The 21,165-nt window shown below is 39.5% G+C and carries 24 protein-coding genes; 7 read left to right on the top strand and 17 right to left on the bottom strand.

The features are described 5' to 3' along the window. Nucleotides 1-7: 7 nt before the first annotated feature. From AC4J95_RS16135 to AC4J95_RS16105, 7 genes are all read right to left on the bottom strand, one after another. Nucleotides 8-808 (bottom strand): SDR family oxidoreductase, encoded by an 801-nt coding sequence (locus tag AC4J95_RS16135; RefSeq protein WP_494550736.1) that lies wholly within the window; start codon nt 806-808, stop codon nt 8-10. Between the two features lie 186 nt (nt 809-994). Then, nucleotides 995-1,468 carry a GyrI-like domain-containing protein gene (locus tag AC4J95_RS16130; protein ID WP_494550735.1) on the bottom strand — a complete coding sequence of 158 codons (474 nt, stop codon included), beginning with the start codon at nt 1,466-1,468 and terminating at the stop codon, nt 995-997. Nucleotides 1,469-1,576: 108 nt separating this feature from the next. After that, complete coding sequence (locus AC4J95_RS16125) at nt 1,577-2,443, bottom strand: helix-turn-helix transcriptional regulator (RefSeq protein ID WP_494550734.1); 867 nt, start codon at nt 2,441-2,443, stop codon at nt 1,577-1,579. Nucleotides 2,444-2,478: 35 nt separating this feature from the next. Next, nucleotides 2,479-3,426 carry a sugar-binding transcriptional regulator gene (locus tag AC4J95_RS16120; protein ID WP_494550733.1) on the bottom strand — a complete coding sequence of 316 codons (948 nt, stop codon included), beginning with the start codon at nt 3,424-3,426 and terminating at the stop codon, nt 2,479-2,481. Between the two features lie 136 nt (nt 3,427-3,562). After that, nucleotides 3,563-4,162: a class I SAM-dependent methyltransferase gene (locus AC4J95_RS16115; protein ID WP_494550732.1), complete on the bottom strand. Its 600-nt coding sequence runs from the start codon at nt 4,160-4,162 to the stop codon at nt 3,563-3,565. Between the two features lie 4 nt (nt 4,163-4,166). Then, the gene (locus tag AC4J95_RS16110) at nt 4,167-4,748 is read right to left on the bottom strand and encodes an SGNH/GDSL hydrolase family protein (protein WP_494550731.1); all 582 of its coding nucleotides are present in this window, start codon (nt 4,746-4,748) and stop codon (nt 4,167-4,169) included. Between the two features lie 55 nt (nt 4,749-4,803). Further along, on the bottom strand, nt 4,804-5,382 hold the full coding sequence (locus tag AC4J95_RS16105; RefSeq protein WP_494550730.1) for a GrpB family protein: 579 nt from the start codon (nt 5,380-5,382) through the stop codon (nt 4,804-4,806). A gap of 466 nt (nt 5,383-5,848) precedes the next feature. On the opposite strand from AC4J95_RS16105, the gene coaA reads away from it, so the two are divergent. Together coaA and guaA are read left to right on the top strand one after the other, a co-directional pair. Then, nucleotides 5,849-6,772, top strand: coding sequence for a type I pantothenate kinase (gene coaA / locus AC4J95_RS16100; RefSeq protein WP_438788586.1), 924 nt, complete (start codon nt 5,849-5,851; stop codon nt 6,770-6,772). Between the two features lie 55 nt (nt 6,773-6,827). Beyond that, nucleotides 6,828-8,396: a glutamine-hydrolyzing GMP synthase gene (gene guaA / locus AC4J95_RS16095; RefSeq protein WP_494550729.1), complete on the top strand. Its 1,569-nt coding sequence runs from the start codon at nt 6,828-6,830 to the stop codon at nt 8,394-8,396. A 193-nt stretch (nt 8,397-8,589) separates the two neighbouring features. Here guaA and AC4J95_RS16090 read toward each other — a convergent pair whose 3' ends face one another. The 4 genes from AC4J95_RS16090 to AC4J95_RS16075 form a co-directional block, all read right to left on the bottom strand. Then, nucleotides 8,590-9,525, bottom strand: coding sequence for a hypothetical protein (locus AC4J95_RS16090; RefSeq protein ID WP_494550728.1), 936 nt, complete (start codon nt 9,523-9,525; stop codon nt 8,590-8,592). A gap of 17 nt (nt 9,526-9,542) precedes the next feature. Then, the gene (locus tag AC4J95_RS16085; protein ID WP_494550727.1) at nt 9,543-10,157 is read right to left on the bottom strand and encodes a hypothetical protein; all 615 of its coding nucleotides are present in this window, start codon (nt 10,155-10,157) and stop codon (nt 9,543-9,545) included. Continuing rightward, complete coding sequence (locus tag AC4J95_RS16080) at nt 10,147-10,632, bottom strand: hypothetical protein (RefSeq protein WP_494550726.1); 486 nt, start codon at nt 10,630-10,632, stop codon at nt 10,147-10,149. Before AC4J95_RS16080 ends, AC4J95_RS16085 begins: the two co-directional genes overlap by 11 nt. Nucleotides 10,633-11,034: 402 nt before the next feature. Next, on the bottom strand, nt 11,035-12,081 hold the full coding sequence (locus AC4J95_RS16075) for a hypothetical protein (RefSeq protein WP_494550725.1): 1,047 nt from the start codon (nt 12,079-12,081) through the stop codon (nt 11,035-11,037). A 614-nt stretch (nt 12,082-12,695) separates the two neighbouring features. Here AC4J95_RS16075 and AC4J95_RS16070 point away from each other — a divergent pair. Further along, complete coding sequence (locus tag AC4J95_RS16070) at nt 12,696-12,971, top strand: CD3324 family protein (protein ID WP_494550724.1); 276 nt, start codon at nt 12,696-12,698, stop codon at nt 12,969-12,971. A gap of 167 nt (nt 12,972-13,138) precedes the next feature. After that, nucleotides 13,139-13,291 (top strand): hypothetical protein, encoded by a 153-nt coding sequence (locus AC4J95_RS16065; RefSeq protein WP_494550723.1) that lies wholly within the window; start codon nt 13,139-13,141, stop codon nt 13,289-13,291. A gap of 102 nt (nt 13,292-13,393) precedes the next feature. Here the strand turns inward: AC4J95_RS16065 and AC4J95_RS16060 are convergent, their stop codons facing one another. Beyond that, nucleotides 13,394-14,668, bottom strand: a complete 1,275-nt coding sequence (locus AC4J95_RS16060) for an ISL3 family transposase (protein ID WP_494550722.1) — start codon at nt 14,666-14,668, stop codon at nt 13,394-13,396. A gap of 205 nt (nt 14,669-14,873) precedes the next feature. Further along, entirely contained in the window at nt 14,874-15,734 is an 861-nt protein-coding gene (locus AC4J95_RS16055) for a VOC family protein (protein WP_494550721.1), read from the bottom strand. Between the two features lie 165 nt (nt 15,735-15,899). Between AC4J95_RS16055 and AC4J95_RS16050 the strand changes: the two genes are divergently transcribed. Continuing rightward, the gene (locus tag AC4J95_RS16050) at nt 15,900-16,277 is read left to right on the top strand and encodes an AraC family transcriptional regulator (protein ID WP_494550720.1); all 378 of its coding nucleotides are present in this window, start codon (nt 15,900-15,902) and stop codon (nt 16,275-16,277) included. Between the two features lie 29 nt (nt 16,278-16,306). Then, nucleotides 16,307-16,798 (top strand): AraC family transcriptional regulator, encoded by a 492-nt coding sequence (locus AC4J95_RS16045; RefSeq protein WP_494550719.1) that lies wholly within the window; start codon nt 16,307-16,309, stop codon nt 16,796-16,798. A 192-nt stretch (nt 16,799-16,990) separates the two neighbouring features. On the opposite strand, the gene AC4J95_RS16040 is transcribed toward AC4J95_RS16045, so the two are convergent. The 3 genes from AC4J95_RS16040 to AC4J95_RS16030 form a co-directional block, all read right to left on the bottom strand. Beyond that, nucleotides 16,991-17,839 (bottom strand): hypothetical protein, encoded by an 849-nt coding sequence (locus AC4J95_RS16040; RefSeq protein WP_494550718.1) that lies wholly within the window; start codon nt 17,837-17,839, stop codon nt 16,991-16,993. A 270-nt stretch (nt 17,840-18,109) separates the two neighbouring features. Then, the gene (locus tag AC4J95_RS16035; protein ID WP_494550717.1) at nt 18,110-18,829 is read right to left on the bottom strand and encodes an SIS domain-containing protein; all 720 of its coding nucleotides are present in this window, start codon (nt 18,827-18,829) and stop codon (nt 18,110-18,112) included. Between the two features lie 194 nt (nt 18,830-19,023). Beyond that, entirely contained in the window at nt 19,024-19,587 is a 564-nt protein-coding gene (locus tag AC4J95_RS16030; RefSeq protein WP_494550716.1) for a helix-turn-helix domain-containing protein, read from the bottom strand. A gap of 200 nt (nt 19,588-19,787) precedes the next feature. On the opposite strand from AC4J95_RS16030, the gene AC4J95_RS16025 reads away from it, so the two are divergent. Then, nucleotides 19,788-20,675, top strand: a complete 888-nt coding sequence (locus AC4J95_RS16025; protein ID WP_494550715.1) for a VOC family protein — start codon at nt 19,788-19,790, stop codon at nt 20,673-20,675. Between the two features lie 131 nt (nt 20,676-20,806). Here AC4J95_RS16025 and AC4J95_RS16020 read toward each other — a convergent pair whose 3' ends face one another. Next, on the bottom strand, nt 20,807-20,980 hold the full coding sequence (locus tag AC4J95_RS16020; protein ID WP_494550714.1) for a hypothetical protein: 174 nt from the start codon (nt 20,978-20,980) through the stop codon (nt 20,807-20,809). Between the last annotated feature and the right edge of the window lie 185 nt (nt 20,981-21,165).

Genomic DNA, 21,165 nt, shown 5'->3' with positions numbered 1-21,165 from the left:
TTTTCTTCTACCCCCTAGTCTTACCACCAGCCACATTGACGGTCACACCAGCCACATAGCTTGAACGACCAGATACAAAGTACGCCACGAGATCAGCGACTTCACTTAGTTTGCCGTCACGCCCAAGTGGAATCGTCTTCGTATTGGTGTAGCCTGCACGTAATTGTTCAACAGTAATCCCACGCGTATAAGCCAGCGCTGTTTCATACTCAATCGTGCGTAAACCAGTTTCTTCCATAATTCCTGGTGCGATACCAACAACACGGACACCTTTTTTACCTAATTCCTTGGCCCAAGAACGAGTGAAGCTGTTCACTGCTGCCTTAGTTGCCGCATAAACACTTTGTCCTTCCGAACCTTCTAGTCCGCATTCCGATGACATGTTGATGATCACGCCGTGGCCCTGTTCAACCATCACCCGTCCAGCTGCTTGTCCCATCAGATAGACACCCTTTTGATTGATGTCGATCATTTTGTTGAAAATCGACTCATTGATCTGGAATTTTCCATCCTCCGCCATTTTTTCATCGACTAGTAAAGCTGGAATATTGATACCGGCATTATTGACCACCGCATCAATCGTTTGAAATTTCGCTACAGCAGCTGCTACTGTCTGTTCCACCGATTCAGGTGAAGTAACATCTGTCTGACTAAAAACTAAATTCTCATGCACATATGCTCCTTCGCGCAAATCTGCATTTACCACATTAATCCCTAACTCACACAACTCTTTGACAATGGCTGCCCCAATACCTGATGAGCCGCCTGTAACAATGACTGTCTTTCCTTCTACATCTAACCAATCCATTGCAAACGCTCCTTTTAACATTTGTGATTTTAATTTAACATTTGTTGCACCTTTATAGTAAAGGGAAAAGAAAACGTTGTCAATAACTTTTTGCAATTAATTTAAAACAAAATCACAAAAGTGCAAAAAAGAGATAAGAAAAAGACGAGTCATTCAACTCGTCCAGACAAATCAACTATTCATTTTTTATTCGTAAACCAATTCCATGATCGTCTCTTGTTGTTCTTCAGGAATTTCTTCATCGCTGAGATAATACTCATAAGAGATCCCGCTGAATTTCCCGCCGATTCGTTTGATTTCATCCATCATGGCGAAATACGGATCAGTCATCTCATCGTATTTCCCGACATACAAACCAGATAACGCTTTGTAGGATGGAAGAAAATAGCTGTTGCTGTCAATATCCGCAGCATTCTTTACTTCTTCCGCTACTGGAAAGCCAACTTCCATTTCGATCGCTGATTCGTCTAGCCCGCCATTCTCATCCATATTCTTATACGAGACGAATGGCGTACTAAGAATTTGGCTGCCCTGTTCCTGAATAAACCCTCCTAGTTTCATAAAGGTCGGTCCAATGACTTGCGGAATCTCCTCAACTTTCACCGTAAATTTTTGTGAAAGAATCCATTGATCAGGTTTGACGATTTGTTCGAATTTCATAGTATTTTCCCCCTCGTTTATAAAAATAAGTTTAGTTGCCTACGAATATCATTCCTGACATTCATTTTTCTTAATTGTAACGAACCAACGTGCCAAAACATGTCATATTTAAAAATGATTCTGGTAAAAAGCCGCTACGTAATTCAAGACCTTCTCACGAATCCAATCCGGTCCAAGAATCTCCACATTTTTTCCCAATGGAATCAAGAAACGATACAGATCGTCAAATTCCGCAAAGGTCAGTGTGGCTTCAAAACTGCTATCGGGATTGTCCGTCCAATCAAAATCTGCGAACTCCGCATATTTTTTATAGGCGATCCGCTTGCTAAAACGCAAATGAACGGATAGCTGCGGAAACACCAATACCTCTTCTGGAAATGGATAGTCGATCGGCTTTTTTAAAACAACATTTCTGATTTGTTTGAGAGGAAATAGGGACCATTCTTTTTTGGTCAATTCCCAAGCCAGCAAATACCAGGTCTGATACTTGTACAATATGCGTTTCGGTGCCAGTGATAGCAATCGGGTCTGACCATATTCGGTATGATAGACACAATCGATCTCGCAGTGATTGAATAACGCTTCTTTGATATGCTCAAAAGTCTGGCTAGTGATCTCCGTCTGACTCAGATCGACCTCCAGCCACTCGCTCCAATCATAGACCGTCCCCATTTTTTTCAGCAGCTCTTCTGTATCCGCCAAGCCTACCGATTGCAATAAATGCAGCGCTAAAAATAGATCATCCTGCTCTTCTTTTTCGATCAAGGCATTACTAACATGATAAGAATCATCGAGAAAAATCCCGCCATTACGTCCTTTGTTGGCATAAACAGGAATCCCCGCCAAACTCAGCGCATCTACGTCGCGATAGATTGTCCGAACCGAAACTTGAAATCGCTCCGCCAATTCTCTTGCGGTTACTTGCTTGCGGCTCAATAAAATCAAGGTTGTTTGAAGCAATCGAATAACTTGCATGGCTCCCTCCTTAGATAGAAAAAGATAGGCCAAGCCTATCTTTTCAACACTTCTCGTGCGGTTTCTTCTGTCGTGACTAGCACATTGATATAGCGCCCTTTTAAGGCGCTCGCGATCGCATCGGCTTTATCAACCGCCTCAGCCACCCCGATTCGATAAGGTGCACGTTTTAAATCGGCAATATCGATCCCGATTAAACGATCATCCAAAGTATTATCGATGTGTTCGCCTTCGATATTATAAAAACGAGAAACGACGTCACCAACGACTTTTTTGCCTTCTAAATAAGCCAAGACATCTTCGCCATAGAACTGTTTCCAGCTCTCGCTCGCTTTCAAGGTCGGCGAACCGATTCCTAAGATGGCAATGTCGATCTTGCGCCAATAATCGATCAGCTCTTGATTGAATTCATTTTCCATCAAGGCTTTCTTTAAAGCGACGGTTTCAGGAAAAGCTGGTGAATCAATCAATAACGCACGACCCTTCAGCTTTTTCGAAGCTTCATAGGTAATCGTGTTGACGTGATAATCACTGATCAAACGGCCGGATGGTCCGCCAATCATCGGCACACATAAAATATTTTCCACATCATAATTGGTCAGCCCTTCCGGAATCGCGGACATTGTTTCCCCCCACGAAAAACCAAAAATCATGTCGTTTTTGATAATCTCGGTAAGGTATTCGCCGACACCTTGTGCCAATAATTTATCCTTTTGTGTCCGACTTAGATCAGCACCCGCTTGTACAATGATCGCTTTTTCCAAGTCGAATTTTTCCTGCAGCTCTTTTTCGATGCTGTAGGTTCCGGCTTTGTCATAATTAATGGAAATATTGACGATTCCTTCGTTACGGGAACGTTTCAACAAGCGGCTAATCGTACTGCGATGAATATTTAATTCCTTCGAAATCTGGCTTTGATTTTTATCTTCTTGGTAATACATTTCAGCGATGCGTACCAGTAATTTATCTTCTTCTTTTTGCATAGACTTACCCTCCAGTCACATTTGTGAAAAACATGAGTCAATGTGATTGTACCCTTTATTTGGTTCGACTTGCAAGCCTTTTCCCAAAACGCAAAAAAATCCCGCGCATTCAAAAATTGAACGAACGGGATGATTTCTATTCCTTTACACTGCGAATAATGTAATAGCCTTTGTCCTTTGCCACGATCTCAGCGTTGCCGAAGACTTCTTCCATCTTATTTTTCGCGCTCGGTGCACCTTGTTTCTTTTGAATCACGATCGTCAACGTGCCGCCGACCTTCAATAAAGGCTCCGCATCGCTCAAGATTTGATGAACGACTTTTTTGCCGGCACGGATCGGTGGATTGCTGATGATCGCTGCGTATTCTACCTGATGCAAGGTTTCGTAAATATTCGATTGGTGGATATCAGCTTCGATGCCGTTGCGCTTGGCATTGCCTTGCGCTAATTCTACCGCACGATTGTTTACATCGATCATTTCAACTGGATGGTCGGTTTGATAAGCCAACGCCATACCGATCGGACCATAGCCACAGCCAACATCTAACAAAGTCCCTTCTGGTAAATTCTCTGCATCGAAATGCTCGATCAATACCCGGGAACCGTAATCGACCGTATCCCGAGAAAAGACGCCGCTATCGGTCACGAATTGAAAATTCTTCCCTGCTAATTCAAACGACCATTGATGTAGATCGTGTGCTGTCTCAGGATTTTCTGAATAATAATGATTTGCCATGTTCTTACCCTTCTGCTAGTAAAATTTCTTTGATATCCCGTGCAATCAAAGCACCTAAGAAATGATAACCTTCGTCTGACGGATGGATGCCGTCAAATTTTTGCACGAACTCATTTGGTTTTGGATAGACAGTCATATGATGATACAGATCAATCACGTTGACACCTGATTCTGCCGCCACCATTTTCGCTTTCTGAGCAAAAAGCTGTTGCCGCTCGTTATCACCCTTCGAATAGATATCCGTATTGATATAGCCAGTTGTCAGTAAAATGACCTTTGACGCGTCAAAGGATTCAATAATCTCTTTTAGATTTTCACCATATGCTTCTAGTGAATCGGCATGCTTTAATGAATCATTGGTACCAAAGGAAATGACCACAAAGTCCCCCTCCGCATCCACGGCTTCACCCACTCGAGCCAAGCCATCCGCAGAAGTCTCACCACGTTTGCCCAACTTAACTAATGAATACCCAGGAAAGCCCATTTCCGTCAGCTCATCAAGGATATACTTATCTAAAATATCGCTGGGCTCACCATTCATCACACCAGACAATAAACTGTCGCCAAATAAAACGATCTCTTTCATACCTTCGTCCTCCTCGCAATTCTTATCGGTTCTATCATAGCACGAAACACGAAATTTATTTAGGCAAATAGCGCGAGCCAAATTCCTGACGAGCTTTTTGACTATACTTCTGCACGAATTCGGATTTTTCATCAGTATACGCATCACGATCGTGTTCATACTTTTCCTTCAAAGACAGCTTCAGCGCTTCATACTCCCGCGCAACTTCTGGGTACTCACGCATGTAATCTCTGAAATAAAGCTCATCCCAATCATCTAACGCACGGACATGCAGATGATAAACCTTCTCCTCAAAGCCCTCCGGTGTATAACCCTTGTTTAAATCTAGTGTTTGATTTTCACTATCATCGTTCATCACAATCCATCCGGCATGCTGTAGCCTCGTTGAAGCACCTTCCATATCATACCCGTCAGGAAATTCCAGCAAAATATCCACGATTGGCTTAGCAATCAAGCCTTCAACTGAAGTACTACCGATATGATTGATCCGTTGAATATCAAAATCCGCGAACAATTCTGTTAAGTTCCGCTTCTCTTCCTCGTACCATTTCAAATAGTCCCTATTGTGCTCCTTCAAAATAATCGGAAATAATTCCCATAATTCTTCCAAAGTCATCTCTTCCAATTTCTTCATTACCGCACCGCCTTTTCGAAAATAGCTACTTCTATCATACACTTTTTCTAATGATTCTTAACATCTAGCTAGTTTTCATCCCCGCAACTAAAAAAACAATGAAACTCCTACCATTATGATAGCTTTTTCCGCTTTTTTTCGGCTAAAATGGCTTATAACGTTTTGTGTCAGGAAATTATTCGGATTTCTTAGAAGCAGAGCAATTTCTACCGCCGAATTTATGGTAGAATAAGCGCAGTTGCCAGTTCAGCTTTTTACCTAAAAAATGACTGGAATGTAGCGTGAAGATAGTAGTATGAATAAGGATGCCAGTTCAACTTTTCGCAGTTTATTCTGTTTGGCGTTCATTTTAGTTATTACATCAGTATATTTGTGACACACTTAGTTGAATGGTATACGGCATGAAAATAGGACTCATTTTTCGATTTTGAAAAATGATTACTTTAGTATGAATAAGGAGGTTCTTATGAACGAAAGAGGGAACTATTTCCGGATTGCCCGCGATCAGTGGCAGGATTTCTACACACCGGGAAACACACCGTTGACGCAAGCGGAGCTTGATAACATTAAAAGCTTGAACGACCAAATCTCAATGAAGGATGTGGCCGACGTTTATGTACCCTTGTGTCACCTGATCCATCTTTATATGAAGGATTTTGAGTCGCTTACGTTAAGCAAAGGGTTGTTTCTCCACCGTTATGTGAAGATGCCGCCGTTTATTATCGGGATCGCTGGAAGTGTGGCTGTCGGAAAAAGTACTACCGCTCGTTTATTGCAGACCTTATTAGACCGCCTATTCAAACATCAAACAGTCCAATTGATCACCACTGACGGTTTTTTATATCCAAATGCTGTCTTAGAAGAACGTGGGATCATGGATCGCAAAGGATTTCCCGAGAGCTATGATATGGAGAATCTGATTGATGTCTTAAATGAAGTGAAATCAGGCAAAGAAAATATTCCAATTCCCAAATATTCCCATGATGTGTACGATATCGTAGAAGGTGAATATGAAACGATCGATTCACCAGATATTCTGATCGTGGAAGGCATTAATACCTTGCAGCTGCCAGCCAATCAGCAAATCTACGTCAGCGACTTTTTCGACCTGTCGATCTATGTCGACGCTGATCCGAAAATGGTGGAGCGCTGGTATATCGAGCGTTTCGAATCCTTGCTGGACACGGCCTTTAAAGATCCGGATAACTACTATTATGACTATGCTATCGGAGATCGCAAAGAAGCCATCGCCATGGCGGAAGATGTCTGGAAAAATGTGAACTTGAAGAATTTGGAAGAGTATATCTTGCCAACGAGAGGTCGAGCTGATATTATCTTGCACAAGGCAAAGCATCATATCATTGATGAGATCTATTTGCGTAAATACTAGCTTATAAAGAAAGCTCGCTTTCTTTTATAATAAAACTTGAAAAGGGGTAATAATTGTGACAAACGTTTCTGCCGAAATGACAAACGTAGAAAAAATCATCGTACTCGACTACGGTAGTCAGTACAACCAATTAATCACTCGTCGTATCCGTGAATTCGGTGTCTTCTCAGAACTTATGAGCCACCGCATCACTGCTGAAGAAGTCAAAGCCATGAATCCAAAAGGGATCATCCTATCAGGTGGTCCAAACAGTGTCTATGACGAAGGAGCCTTCTCCATCGATCCAAAAATCTTTGAATTAGGTATTCCCATCTTAGGTATCTGCTACGGCATGCAGCTGATCACATATAACCTAGGCGGAAAAGTTGAACCCGCAAAAAACCGTGAATACGGACAAGCAACCTTAGAAGTCCTTTCTGATCATGCGGTATTATTTGAAGGAACACCAAAAGAACAAACAGTCTTGATGAGTCATGGCGATTTAGTGACGAAGGTTCCTGAAGGCTTTGAAAAAGTCGGTACCAGCAAAGACTGCCCAATCGCAGCGATCCAAAATACCGAACGCAATATCTATGGGATTCAATTCCACGCAGAAGTGCGTCATTCAGAATACGGCAACGAACTATTACGTCACTTTGCCCTAGATGTTTGTCAATGTAAAGGCGACTGGACGATGAGCAACTTCATCGACATGCAAATCGCAAAAATCCGTGAACAAGTTGGCGACAAAAAAGTCCTACTTGGCCTATCAGGCGGCGTGGACTCCTCTGTCGTAGGTGTGCTTTTACAAAAAGCTATCGGTGATCAATTAACATCGATCTTCGTAGACCACGGTCTATTACGTAAAAACGAAGGCGAACAAGTTATGGAAGCACTTGGTGGAAAATTCGGCTTGAACATCATCAAAGTCGATGCCAAAGACCGTTTCCTAGACAAATTAGCTGGCGTTTCTGATCCAGAGAAAAAACGCAAAATCATCGGAAACGAATTCGTTTATCTATTCGACGATGAAGCAACGAAACTTGCTGGTCAAGAAGGTATTTCCTTCTTAGCCCAAGGAACGCTTTATACCGACGTGATCGAATCTGGTACCGAAACAGCTCAAACAATCAAATCTCACCATAACGTAGGTGGATTACCAGAAGATATGCAGTTCGAATTGATTGAACCACTAAATACCCTATTCAAAGACGAAGTCCGCGAATTAGGAACACAGCTTGGCATGCCAGACTCAATCGTATGGCGCCAACCATTCCCAGGACCAGGTTTAGGTATCCGCGTCCTTGGTGAAATCACTGAAGAAAAACTAGAAATCGTCCGCGAATCAGACGCAATCCTGCGTGAAGAAATCGCCAACGCAGGTCTTGACCGCGACATCTGGCAATACTTCACTGTCCTACCAGGCATCCGCTCAGTCGGTGTAATGGGCGACGGCCGTACCTACGACTACACAGTCGGTATCCGCGCGGTTACCTCAATCGATGGTATGACCGCAGACTTCGCTCGTATCCCATGGGATGTCTTGCAAAAGATTTCCGTTCGGATCGTGAATGAAGTCGCACATGTGAATCGGATTGTGTATGATATTACGTCTAAGCCACCAGCTACGGTGGAGTGGGAATAAAGTTTGAATTGAGAAAGTCTATTTACAGATTTTTTTGAATGTGAAACGGACAAGAAAAACTAAAAAATGAATAGTATCCTGCCAGAAACCCTGCCAAGATTTTTCTTAGCAGGGTTTCAACATTTTAACTATCCAACGATTAAATTTTTTTTGATATGCTTCAAATCAATTCGAAACAATCAAACTATATCTTTTAAGGATTTTTACTCTTAATCCGCAATCTCTCGTTAATTTTTTTAGACAATTCTTTACCGACATTTTTAAAAAAAGCTGCTTCCTTTTTTTCAGACCATTTTTTTGAATCCAATTCATCTGAAAAAAAAGAAATAATTGAAGGCACAACATCAATAAAGACCTTTATAGCGATTCTTGAAATAAATTCCTCCTTAAGCCCAAAGAAATCATCCCCTTCGTAAGAATTGAAATCTATATCAACCAGACTATTTTCGCCTAACGTCAACTTGAAATGCTCGTTTTTTCTTAAAATAGTTGTTTCGACTTTCGAAATATTCTGATTTTCAAAAAGAAACAGTAGAGTTGTGAGCATTTTCATTATTTTCTCTCCAGAACCAGATATCTCAGCCAGTTTATCCTCAGTTGCTCCTTTAAAACCAATCACACTCTCTACTTTCGTGGTGCATGACTCATCAAAAAAATCATTGGGATTATCAAGTAAATGATGGATCATCCATATAAACAAGTCCGTCTTAATACCATGAATTCTCTGTTCAGAAATTTCAAGTTTTCCTGAATATCCAACCATCTCTCTCAATTTGCCGAGAGTAGTATTATTATACCCTTTATCTACAATATAATAATTTCTTTTATTGTAACTGAAAATAATAACATCAGCAGAATATTCTCCTACTCTTTTTTCTCTTAAAGGATTGTTTTGCTCATACTTTTTTAAGTATTCATTCTGATAAACAAAATAATTATAAACAACTGTTTTCCCATTAATTTCAAAAGTTTGATTACTATCTTTAAAAACTTTTTCGACACTTACCAAAAGAGGACTATTGTCAAAGGGATCAATTATCCCAGTTTTTGATTTCACATTCATCATCAACTTATTTATTAATGCATCTAGGGATGCGTTTGTATTATCTATCCACCTTGAATAAGCCATCTTCTTCCCCCATCACTCTATTTTTGAGCTAATTTAATTTTTTTACTTTCAATATTTAACCAACCCCAATTTTTCTCTTTTTCAAACTTCAGTGAATCTATATCACCTTTGTTGTAATCCTCCAATGATAGAGAAAAATAGACCTGTCTAGTAACATCCAAATCAATTTCTGGACTTTTTTCCAACATTTTATTCAAATCTATCTCATATATTTCAGAGGTTTTTTTCTCCGTTATATATGGATATTTTTTATTGATTTGCAAAATATAAGAATCTGGGCATTTCAATAGTAACTTTTCCTTGCAACTCCGCTTCTTCCCTTTAACAATTATACTAGCTACAATATCAATAGTTTCGCCTACACTCTCATTAGTCAGATGTAGTTCACTTGATTCTTGTTCAATTGATTTTATTGACATTTCTATTTTCATCATTTTCTTTTGTAGATGATATTGCACACCAAGCCACAAAACATTTAAGAACGTATTAAAAATGGCAATATCAAACCCTGCCAAAATTGTATCCGATTTAATGTTTATAAACTTTGTTGCTAAAGGAAAAAAATATGCCAAAACACCGGAGATAATTACTATTACTAACTGTTCTATTTGCTTTTTAATATCACTCTTCATCAAAATACCTCTCCAATTGAAGAGATAGGAATTGCTCGAATAATTGATGGATATCATTACCCAAAATAATCCCATTATTTTTTAAAATACTTCTTTTAGAAGTATTTTTATTATAAAAATGGATTTCACAAATATCAATTGACTCCTTATCAGAATACCATTCAAGTGCGTCTGCTATTTTAAAAAGCATCTCCCTTTTTGAACGAGACTCTAGTGCCAAGTTACTAATTTCTTCTTGTATGCTTTCATCTGTATCAATACTCATTTTTACTTGGGACAAATATAAGTATTCATAATCATAGATCGATTTAACTATTCTCAACATCAATTCTGAGTTAAATAGAACTTGTCTAAACCCATCATTTTTCTGATTCTTTATTAGCTCTGAATAGTTATCATTTTCATAATTATAAGGAACTAATTGAAAAATAAAATTTTCATTATATACTTTTTTGAATACTTTCCCACAATTCATAACTAGCTCCTTTCAAAATAATATGAAAACTGGTCAACTCAGAAAAAGTATAACACGAGTTTTTTATTGAGCATACATTATTCTAAGTAAAACTTAAGTTTTTTCATATTCATCATAAGAACAAAAAATTTGATTAAAATGACTGTGAATACATGTTGCTACTGTGGGTAAGAATAGTGTACTATTAGCAAATAGCTTCTTTCACCTTCTGTATACTTACTATCCCTGCGAGACATAAGTTTGCTTTCTAGTCAAACCTACAAACGTTTTCATCAGCACTATGCAAAGGTTATATCTATACTTTTGCATAACCTCGACTATCAGTCATGATCTCTCTTAAATCTTTTGATTCTAAAAAATTTACTAACATACACTTTTTTCTACAACATCCTTTTGTTCCAATTAGTCAATCTTAAAAGGATTTGTGACCTTCCCTCCAAAGGCAAACACTTTCCAATCTCCACGCCCGTAATCATCTCTAACCAGAGTAATATAATAAACATTGACTTGTTGTGAAACTGATACTACAAAGCCCTCTCTGACGTCTGGAAATACCTTTAACCATGCCACATTTCCATCATTGTTGTAATCAACTCTGGTAGACAATCCGTATTCTCCCAAAGACTGAATTTCTTTTTGAATACCTGAAAAATCTCCCCAATCACTGATTGTATCTTCAAGTACAACTGCTCTCATTTCATCTGGTGAAGGTGTGCTCGATTCATTTAATTTCGTTAAAAATGCGCTTCCCATCAGCCAACAGACCATATCTTCTGGATTCATTCCTTCAAACCCCTCTAACATGTAATCATCCGACATCGGTTGAGCGATAAGATTCCTCCATCGTCCTTGTAGTTTTCCTTTCTCATTATCCTTTACGTCTGCATATCTTACTACAGGCTCACTAGCAAAACTTGTAGGGATTGGTTCAACATTTGGAATTTCCCGAACAATTAGCCCGTCAATATCGATAATAGCTTCTTCAATTTCACTAACATATTTTTTAATCATTTCCCAAAGTAAATTTTCATCTGTATTTCTCAATCTATCAACCCGATCAAAGTCTGCATGTAGGAAATAGCCATAAGTCATATCTTGAAAAACATCCCTAATATCCTGCTCTTCTCCTCTAGCATTTATATGAATCATTGGCTCGCTAGACTTAGCTTTAAAATTATCATAAATGCGATCGATTTCTTTAGTTTTTTGTGGCAACAAATTTTTTAGTTTTTCAACGATTGATTTTAACTGAACTGTCTCGCCATTGGTAATATATTTTCTTAAAAGCATAAGCTTAATTTTCAAATTGGTTCGCTCATCCTCCCCGATATATCCTTCTTCATCAGGAAGAAAATTTATTGAACTACTAATTTTTTCGAACTCTTTAAAGGTAGTGTGAAATAATCTAATAAAATCTAAGTCGTTTTTTTCTTGATTCTTTTTGCTCATCTATACTATTCTCCTTATTAAATGCTGATCATTTCTCTTGATTCATCAATCAATATTCACGGGCTGTTCAAATAAACTAGTTACTCTTTCTTTACTCTATAGGTAGGTCGACAGGAAATCGATAAAACAGCATTTGGCTTGGATAATCAACAACACTATTTTTCTCTAAAATATATCGTTCAACTGAACTCACTGGGTTTCAAATAGATTTTATTAACATTTCCCTTTTTTTACTAGACAATTGTGTATACTGTCAGCTTTATTATATCAAATTTTGTGACTTGAACTTCATTCCTTGAATAGAAAAAAATTTTCAAATTCAAGAACAAACTCGAATTACTGAAGAGAATATAGCGTGCCGTTTTGGACTACGTGCTTTTGAAATATCAACAGGGATCCTCCCAGAATAACCATCATCAACTGCGATGCTGTCTTTAAAAGAAACAAACTGAATTCAGTCACTGCTTGCAATATCAATATGCTATACTAATCCTAGTACCCGAAAGGAGCATTACAATGGGAGTAATTATTATTAAAGCCTAGCAAAAGCTTGGCAGGAATGCTTGAAGAGCTTTTGCTGAATCCTAAATTCTACTTTATTAGGAGGGTAAAAGATGGCTTATCAGAATGCATTCGAACTTCTACCAAAGGAAATCGTAAAAGAGATCCAAAAATATGTTAATGGTACAATCCTTTATATCCCTAAGAGGTCAACGGAACGTTTGCCTTGGGGCAGCAAGACTGCTAGTAAAGAGATGCTTAAACGAAGAAATCAACAAATCTATCAGGAATATCAGATGGGAAATAGTACTCGTGAGCTCGCTGGCAGCTATTATTTGGATATCAAAAGTATCCAACGCATCATTCGCACGATGAAAAAACAATGTTAAGAAAGAGCTTATTCGGGCTCTTTCTTTTTTTATACAAAAGTATGCTCCTCCGTCTTTGAATCTCTCCTTTATACTAAAGATAGTACGAATGAAAGGATTTGGTTCACATGCGGATGAAATTAATTGCTGGCTGCTAACTGCGATTTTTGCTGAAAGGGGGAGCAATGATGACAAAGCCAAAGGTTAAGCTAGAGGAACTTCTTCATGAGAAGAAAAAGAGAGCCTTCGAACATTCACAACAACAATCAAAAAGCAAAGTAACGGGCAAACAAAGTGTACGTAATGTTCAAAACAGACGTGGCCGACCGTTATCGAAATAAGAATAATAAAAATAGGGCTCTTCGTCAAATCGTGTTGGTGGATACAAATCTGAATAAAAATTAGTCCCGTATGCGGCGCGTTTTGTGCGCCGCATACTTTTTTTAGTTTTCAAAGATCAACCCTTGTTGTAAGTAAATCCGTGCGCGAAAGTTATAGAAATTACGGTAGCCAAAGGCGATCCGTTTGATCAGCTTGATTTTATTGTTCAAGCCCTCTGTGACACCATTGGAAAGCTTGACCTTGAAGGCATTCGTAATCCCTGCCTGATAGCGTTGAAAGACCTTGAACTTCTTTTTAAATGCTTGGGGAAGACTAGGGTCCATCGTTTTTAACGTATGACGAAAGCCTGTGTTATCCCGCTTCGTAAAGTAATAGCGTAAAAGTTGGACAAATTTATACGCCTTTCGTAATTCTTCGTTGTAGCTTAGGAGTTCATCGATGATCTCTGTTTGGCTGATTTCTTTTTTGAAAAGCCGATGGTAATGCCGTTTGAGCGGTTCCAGTTTGTCTGAATCCTTAAGCAATAGTTTCCAGTATCGTTTGAGCCGGCGGTATTTCTTCTGATCTTCGGAGTTGGATGTGCGAAAACGATTCATGATCTGAACACGTAATTGGTTAAAGCTGCGATTGATATGTTGGACGATATGAAAGCGATCTGTCACTATTTCGGCATTGGGAAATACTTTTTTTAGGAGCTGATTATAGCTAGCGTTCATATCCATCACAAGGTACTTGACGTTCAATCGCGCCTTCCTTGGAAACCGCATGAAATATTGTGTGAGTTTGAATAATCGGCGATCTTCAAGGATCGTGAACAACTTATTGGTCGTCCCATCCACACAAATAAAACTCATGGCTCCAGCGACGGATTTCATGGATTTAAACTCGTCCATGCATAAAACAGAGGGCAGATATTTTTTATTCGGTTGATAATCCTTGGTCACTTCGCGTAAGATACGCGTGATCGTTCCATCAGAAACAAAGTACTTCTTTGCGATCAATTTTCGTGATTGGTTCTCAAATAATTCCATGAGGATCACCTGTTTCAGTTCTTTCGTTAGATGATGATGGTCATCGACTAAGTCTGTTTGAGCAGAAAAAGTTGTTCCGCAAGCGTGACACAAGAAACGGCTACGCTTTAGTTCTAAAATAGTCAGCTTTTCTTTGACTTTCAGCATCTGAGAATGGGTTGTATACGACCCATTGTGAATAATCTCTGCAGAACCGCAGTTTTCACATCGGCTAGGTGAAGTCACTAGTTTTCCTGTGATCACTTGGGCTTGGATGCCTTTATAGTTTCTTTCTTCCAGCCAATCATCATCGAAATGTAAGTGTATGTCTGTTAATCCAAGTAGTTTTCTAGTATGATAATCCATTGAGGGGCTCCTTTTGATTGAGTTGGTTTTAGGCGACTAAATTCTATCAAACGGTAGCTCCTTTTTGATTGGATGACAAGAAAAAAGTGTTGGTAGAAAATCGGCTTCGATTTTCCATCAACACAAAATATTATAGAACCAAAAATAGCAAGTTGGACACTGATTTTTCAGTATCTAGCTTGCTATTTCTGCTTTAACTCTTATTCTATTTTTCAAACTTTATCGTAATTCCATTTGGATCAACCACTGTCAAACTGCCGCTCTCATCTTTGGTGTAATCAATCCGATTTTTCCAATGCTTTTCTAAACGATCCAGCTCGGCTTGATTGGGTACTAGGAAACTGAAATAGTCTAAGCCCAAGTCGTTTTTGGTCATCACCGGAACATTTTTCCCTAACCAGATATTGGACCCGATATGGTGATGGTAATCTCCCGTAGCAAAGAATTTGGCTTGATTGCCGAAATTATTTTTTAAGGACAATCCTAAAACTTCGGTAAAATAGTTTTCCGTTTGCATCAAATCCGCTACCTTTAGGTGAACGTGACCGACAATCGTTTCTTTCGGAAATCCGTCCCACGTGCCATCACTAGCAGCGAGGACACCTTCTGCATCCATCTCAAGCGTCACACCAACAATCTCACCATCTGCACGAATATCCCATTCACTTTGCGGCTTGTCGCGATACACTTCGATCCCATTACCTTCTGGATCATTTAAATAAAGGGCTTCACTATAACCGTGATCACTCGCACCGATCACTGGCGCCTTTACTGTTAAATAGTGACGCAGGGCATTGCCTAAATCTTTTCGACTAGGCAATAAAAAGGCGACATGATACAAACCGGTTTTAGGTGTTACAGGCAAAGGGTTTTGTACCTTCTGTAATTCGAGTAATACCGTATCGTCAACGCCTAGCGTACTTTGGGTTGCGTTTTGTTCTAAGACCTGTAAACCAATTATTTCTTGGTAAAAGCGGGTCTTTTTTTCTAAATTAGCTACCTTCAAAGCCACTCGTCCAATGTGCGCGGTGGCGCTTATTTGAAATGTGGGAATAATTACTGTCATGGGAAAAACCTCCTTTTCGAATCAACGAATCTTTATGATTAATCCCACCTTATCACCTTACTATTTGTAAGTAAAATTACGTGCTCAGTTTTCACTGGATATTATTCAAAAAAGGAAGCGGGTCTTTTATAATTGAATAAAGAAATGTTCTTGGAGGCTGATGACGTGGAGGATTCAACAGAACAAAGCTATAAACGGTTAATCAATAAAACAGAAGATTACATTGAACAGCATCTTGCAGAACCAATCTCGCTAAGTGATCTAGCAGAAAATGCGCACTTTTCAGAGTTTCATTTCCACCGAATCTTTAAAAAATATTCGTCCGAGACACTGAAAGAATTCGTGACCCGATTCAAGTTGGAACGCGCAGCCATTTTCCTACGTGTGTCCTCTTCGATTTCATTAACCGACATTGCTTTAAGCTACGGCTACAATGATGCAAGTTCCTTCAGCAGAGCCTTCAAAAAACATTTCGGCGTCAGCCCCTCGAAGTATCGGAAACAGCAAGAAATGACAAGAGTTCCAAATAGAAACATGGAATAATGGAGTTATTCCAAAAGGGGGACACAAAAATGATCGAACCTAAAAGCATCACAACAGAAAAGCTGGAAGACTTGAAAATCATCTATATCCGTTTCAGAGGAAGCTATGCAGCATTTAGAAAGCAAAGCCGCAAGCTGTTCAACGAGCTATTTGAATTCGCAACAAAAAATGATCTCATCCTCGAAAATGAGACCAAAGTATTGACTATTTACGATGACAACCCATTTATTACCGATGATAAAAATTTACGCACCAGTGTCGCCATGACGATTCCGAAAGATCGAAACGTCCAAGAAACCGGCAATATCTGCTTGTCTAGTATTTCAGGAAAATTTGGTGTTGGACATTTTGAACTATCCGCAAAAGAGTATGGCGATGCTTGGGATTATATGTATCAAGAATGGCTGTTCAAAGACGATCAGAAAGCCCGCGATGCAGTGCCGTTTGAACTGTTCGTAACTGAGCCCCCTAAAAATTACAGGGATAAGAGTTTTACCGATATTTATATACCAATCAATTGAACAGAATTGAGATTTATAAAAAGCTAATCGACTTGCTTTTTGTGCTATCGCTGTCTGCTTGAATACTGTTCACTGATAAACACAGAATGAGTAAAAAAACTCCCATAAAAGCAAAAAGTACTAAGGCCAAAATCCCAACGGCTTTAGTACTTTTCGTTTACCTTTAAACTAGATTCCAACTTTTAGTCCTTGCTAATCACTAACATCCTTTCCTGATTGCTCCGATCCTAGTTCTTTTGCATCAGCATTTCCGACTTCGGATGCTGATTCTGATGGTTGCGTATTTCCTCCATCGTCAGATGACTGGCTGGGCACTGGTTCAGGATTGGATGTCTCTGGTTGAATCGGTGCCGGTTGCACAGGATCTGGCTGGACTGGTTGTTGATAGCTTGGCTGCGGTTGTTCGCTATAGGTTGGTTGTGCAGGCGCTGGAGTTTGTTGCTCCGGCTGGATTTCTTGGGTATTTGGTTGTTCTTCCGACGGCTGGATTGGTTCTTCTGTTGGCTCTATTTTTTCCTGCGCCTCGGCTTCTAATTGTTGCTGGGCAAGTTCATTGGCGATTTGTGTTTTCAAATCGTCTAATCTTTTTTGTGCTGCCTTTTTATCGTCTTTAAGATACGGATCGGTTTCTTTATCAATCAGATCCTGCGCAGCTTTAATATCGGCATCGGTTCTCGATTCTTCAGCCTTCTTTATTGCTTTATCTACAGCTGAAATTTGTTTGAGAAAGTCGGCTAATTTTGTCATTTTATCGGTCAGTTTTGTTTTTTCGGCTTTTTGATTCTCAGTTAGCTTTTTGATGGCTTCATTGGCCGTATCAATATCTTTGTCCGATCGGGTTTCATAAGCTGTATTAACTGCTGCTTCCGCAGTTTGTAGCGTTTCTTTTTCTTTCTCAATTCGTTCATCTAGTTTTTGCTGGGCGACCCTATCTGCTTCCACTTGATTATTACGTTGAGCATCCCTGTACATTCCTCCGCAAATAACTAAAGCAGTAATTACCGTAGTGACCATGATAAGCACGACAATTTTCTTATTCATTTTACCTGCCTCTTTTCGCAAATTTTGCTTCGCCTTATATGAATTTTCTATTTGACATCAAATAACATTTATAATATCTATATATAAAATATATTATCAAAAAAAGAGGGCGACAGCAATTTGATTTTGCGTATTATAACTATTTTCATTAATTACGACAGATTTATTGTATAAAAACTGAATAAACATGTGTGCGTTCATTCTTTAATAAAAAACTGCGGAAGTTAAGTAGAAATCTTAACTTCCGCAGTTTTACTTATTCATTTTTCTTCACCGATAAATATCAAACAGCTTCTCATTATACGCATCACCGCCATCAACATTACTGCTTCTAAACACAGGAACATCGATCCCACGATCAACTTCAATCTGCACAAATGCGGTAACGACTAACTGAATAATGAAGCAGCTCATCACAGTCGATGTTGGACCGGTTTTTACTACTTCTGTATGAGGGATACTAGCATCGCCATAGACAGAGCGGTTATCCAAAATGACATCCGCCAACTCGAATAGTCGCAGACCGCTTTTATGCCGACTAGTGCTATTCTTTGAGGCTTCTAGGGCAGTGAGGGCGATGATTTTCACACCGATTTCTTTTAGGCGCTGCGCTAGTTCAACTAACAGTGCATTTCGACCGGAATTTGAGGTCATGACGATCGTGTCGCCTTCTTTGAATGGATACAGCTCCATCAGCACATCCGCGTATTCGGTCGTCCGCTCGATCATAGTGCTCTTGAAGGCATGATTCATTCCTAGTTCGTTTTCCAAAATGGGGATAAATCCGGCATAGCCACCAGCGCGAGCGAAGACTTCCTGTCCGATAATATAGGAATGTCCTGTGCCGAAGAAATAAATCTTCTTTTCTTGCTGAATACTGTCGCTCATCATTTGCGCGGATTGTTGAATTGGTGCCTGTTCTTCATTGATTACATATTCCATACTTTCTTGAAGCACCTGAAAATAATCTTGCATTAAGTTCATCGTCATATATGGTAGTACTCCCTTCTTATAATTTTTTCTCTGATCTCATTATAGCTTATCCTGCTAGATATTTTCTCTCAGTTCATCGTGAACGAATTGAACTTTTATCGCCAATGCTCCTATACTCTGGGGTTTCTTGTAGAAATAGAAAAAAGACTTTGCGAACTCACTCTTAAGCAGCTTCGCAAAGTCTTTATTTATCACCCAAGAAATATCATCACTTCGATCGCAATAAGTATCCCGATCAACAGCGCCAGCCCCAACGGATGATAAGGATTGATCGCCCAACCAACACCAAAGGATTTTGGAACGATTATCGGTGCAAATTTTCCACGGACTTTGTCGTCTTTCGGTATGATCATAAAGAAGCGTACAATCGAGAAGATGAACACCACGCCCACAATCAGCATCGGCCATAGTTTTTGGTTTGCCAGATTGGGCATTCGACTCATCACAAAGGCAAAGATCACCGTCAGCAGCAACAGCACTACAAATGCTGCGTCAAACATTTTCCTCCGTTTGGTTCGTTTGACCAGTTCCGCATCTCTTTTCATTTTTTCCATTAATTGTTCATCACCCTTCAACAATTCGTCTAAGGAGATGTGATAGTAATCGCTGATCGAAATAATCATCGGAATGTCTGGAAAGTTTCTTCCTACCTCCCAATTTGAAATCGTCTGCCGTGAGACATGCAGATGGTCGGCGACTTCCTGTTGGGTCAGTCCTAACGACACTCGTTGTGTTTTCAATTTTTCTCCAAGCAACTCTTCATCCCCCTAAATCAAACCTAATCGTTGAAAAGATAAGTTACAAGCAAGATACCAAAGCATCCCGAAAATGGCAAGCTCGAATGACAAGCATCGTGATTAGATCAAGGTTTTGAGCTAGATAAGTCACTTAACTTGTATAACATCGCTTTCTTCATTATACTTATTAAAAGTAAGCAAAAAAAGAAGGTGTTTCCATGGCAGCATTTCATCATATCTCATTATTGACTAGAGATGGTCATGAAAATGTACGTTTTTATACAGAAGTTTTAGGGATGCGTTTTGTGAAGAATACAGTCAATCAAGAAAATCATCGGATGCTTCATTACTACTACGGCGATTATCAAGGAGCGCCCGGCAGTGTCGTGACCTTTTTTGTCGTACCGCATCTTGGGAATCGTTATGAAAACCGAAACTTTATCTCAACGATTGGCTTGAAGCTGCCGCAAAATAGTTTAGGCTATTGGCGAGATCGATTGGACAGCTATCAGATCGACTATACCGTGAGTGATCGACAAATCCGGTTTTCCGATCCAGATGAAGTAGAAGTCATTTTGACTGAGACGGATTTGCCACCATTGGCTTCGGATCACCAAGTAAAAAATGAGGTCCCCGCGGATAAACAGATTCTAGGATTGAATTCTAGTCAGATCCACGTCAGCGATCCTCAAGCGACGAGCGATTTTTTTGAAACTTTTCTTGGCTGGACAACGGTCAATCAACGAATTCAACTAAACCCTACCGATTTTCTCGAGATCTTACCGACTGAATCGGATAAGCTAAGTCATATGGGACGAGGCAGCGCAGATCATATCGCCTTTGCGGTTGTTGATGATGCTGCGTTAGAAGCACTGTATCAACGAGCTGAGAAACAAGGCTGGCACATAGAAAAGATAGTTTCGCGTGAGTACTTTAAGAGCCTTTATATTCGCGAGCCCGGTGGGAATCGAATGGAGTTCGCTACACTGTCTCCTGGTTTTACAATTGATGAACCATTGGAAAGCTTGGGAGAAAGCTTTGCGTTGCCGCCATTCTTGGCCGATCAACGAGAAGAAATTGAAGCGAATATCTATCCAGAGAGATAATGAACATAGTAAAGGAGCAAAGAATGAACGAAATCACTTCATTCTTTGCTCCTTTTTCAGGTAGTTATACTGTCCCTACCATTGTTTCTTTTACGAAAGCAACACACTCAGCTTACGATACTTCGCCATAATCAGTTCTCCGAAAACAAGAATTTATTAACGAATACTTTTGTGACCATTTCAAATTCTTCTTTGCTTAGTTTATCCGAGTAGTCCAATTTATATAATGCTTGAATTGGCGTGACGCCCATCGTTTGGAATTGCGTCTCCATTTGTTCCAGCGCTTCTTTTTGCTGATCGTTCATATCGTTTTAGCCCCTCATATAAATACTACCTTCATCATATCAGCAAACCTTCACGAATAGAATCTTTTCTGTTGGAGAATTTCTATGTATATGCAGCTTTGTATAAATACACGACTCTAGTTTTCCTCTAAATAATCAGCGAGTATCAATCAAATTTACTTAATTTTCATATATCTTTATCCTGT

It is taken from the genome of Enterococcus sp. GPZ-007 (genome assembly GCF_059374735.1).
Note: the sequence above shows the minus strand (reverse complement) of the source record. Positions and strands in the feature narration are given on the sequence as shown.

Excerpts from the sequence above, each read along its gene's own strand:
- AC4J95_RS16070 (WP_494550724.1), top strand. The coding sequence starts at position 12,696 with ATGGCTTATCAGAATGCATTCGAACTTCTACCAAAGGAAATCGTAAAA.
- AC4J95_RS16110 (WP_494550731.1), bottom strand. The coding sequence starts at position 4,748 with ATGAAAGAGATCGTTTTATTTGGCGACAGTTTATTGTCTGGTGTGATG.
- AC4J95_RS16040 (WP_494550718.1), bottom strand. The coding sequence starts at position 17,839 with ATGAATAAGAAAATTGTCGTGCTTATCATGGTCACTACGGTAATTACT.
- AC4J95_RS16130 (WP_494550735.1), bottom strand. The coding sequence starts at position 1,468 with ATGAAATTCGAACAAATCGTCAAACCTGATCAATGGATTCTTTCACAA.
- coaA (WP_438788586.1), top strand. The coding sequence starts at position 5,849 with ATGAACGAAAGAGGGAACTATTTCCGGATTGCCCGCGATCAGTGGCAG.
- AC4J95_RS16020 (WP_494550714.1), bottom strand. The coding sequence starts at position 20,980 with ATGAACGATCAGCAAAAAGAAGCGCTGGAACAAATGGAGACGCAATTC.
- AC4J95_RS16115 (WP_494550732.1), bottom strand. The coding sequence starts at position 4,162 with ATGGCAAATCATTATTATTCAGAAAATCCTGAGACAGCACACGATCTA.
- AC4J95_RS16120 (WP_494550733.1), bottom strand. The coding sequence starts at position 3,426 with ATGCAAAAAGAAGAAGATAAATTACTGGTACGCATCGCTGAAATGTAT.
- AC4J95_RS16055 (WP_494550721.1), bottom strand. The coding sequence starts at position 15,734 with ATGACAGTAATTATTCCCACATTTCAAATAAGCGCCACCGCGCACATT.
- AC4J95_RS16060 (WP_494550722.1), bottom strand. The coding sequence starts at position 14,668 with ATGGATTATCATACTAGAAAACTACTTGGATTAACAGACATACACTTA.
- AC4J95_RS16075 (WP_494550725.1), bottom strand. The coding sequence starts at position 12,081 with ATGAGCAAAAAGAATCAAGAAAAAAACGACTTAGATTTTATTAGATTA.
- AC4J95_RS16035 (WP_494550717.1), bottom strand. The coding sequence starts at position 18,829 with ATGACGATGAACTTAATGCAAGATTATTTTCAGGTGCTTCAAGAAAGT.
- AC4J95_RS16105 (WP_494550730.1), bottom strand. The coding sequence starts at position 5,382 with ATGAAGAAATTGGAAGAGATGACTTTGGAAGAATTATGGGAATTATTT.
- AC4J95_RS16025 (WP_494550715.1), top strand. The coding sequence starts at position 19,788 with ATGGCAGCATTTCATCATATCTCATTATTGACTAGAGATGGTCATGAA.
- AC4J95_RS16135 (WP_494550736.1), bottom strand. The coding sequence starts at position 808 with ATGGATTGGTTAGATGTAGAAGGAAAGACAGTCATTGTTACAGGCGGC.
- AC4J95_RS16125 (WP_494550734.1), bottom strand. The coding sequence starts at position 2,443 with ATGCAAGTTATTCGATTGCTTCAAACAACCTTGATTTTATTGAGCCGC.
- AC4J95_RS16090 (WP_494550728.1), bottom strand. The coding sequence starts at position 9,525 with ATGGCTTATTCAAGGTGGATAGATAATACAAACGCATCCCTAGATGCA.
- AC4J95_RS16085 (WP_494550727.1), bottom strand. The coding sequence starts at position 10,157 with ATGAAGAGTGATATTAAAAAGCAAATAGAACAGTTAGTAATAGTAATT.
- AC4J95_RS16065 (WP_494550723.1), top strand. The coding sequence starts at position 13,139 with ATGACAAAGCCAAAGGTTAAGCTAGAGGAACTTCTTCATGAGAAGAAA.
- AC4J95_RS16045 (WP_494550719.1), top strand. The coding sequence starts at position 16,307 with ATGATCGAACCTAAAAGCATCACAACAGAAAAGCTGGAAGACTTGAAA.
- AC4J95_RS16080 (WP_494550726.1), bottom strand. The coding sequence starts at position 10,632 with ATGAATTGTGGGAAAGTATTCAAAAAAGTATATAATGAAAATTTTATT.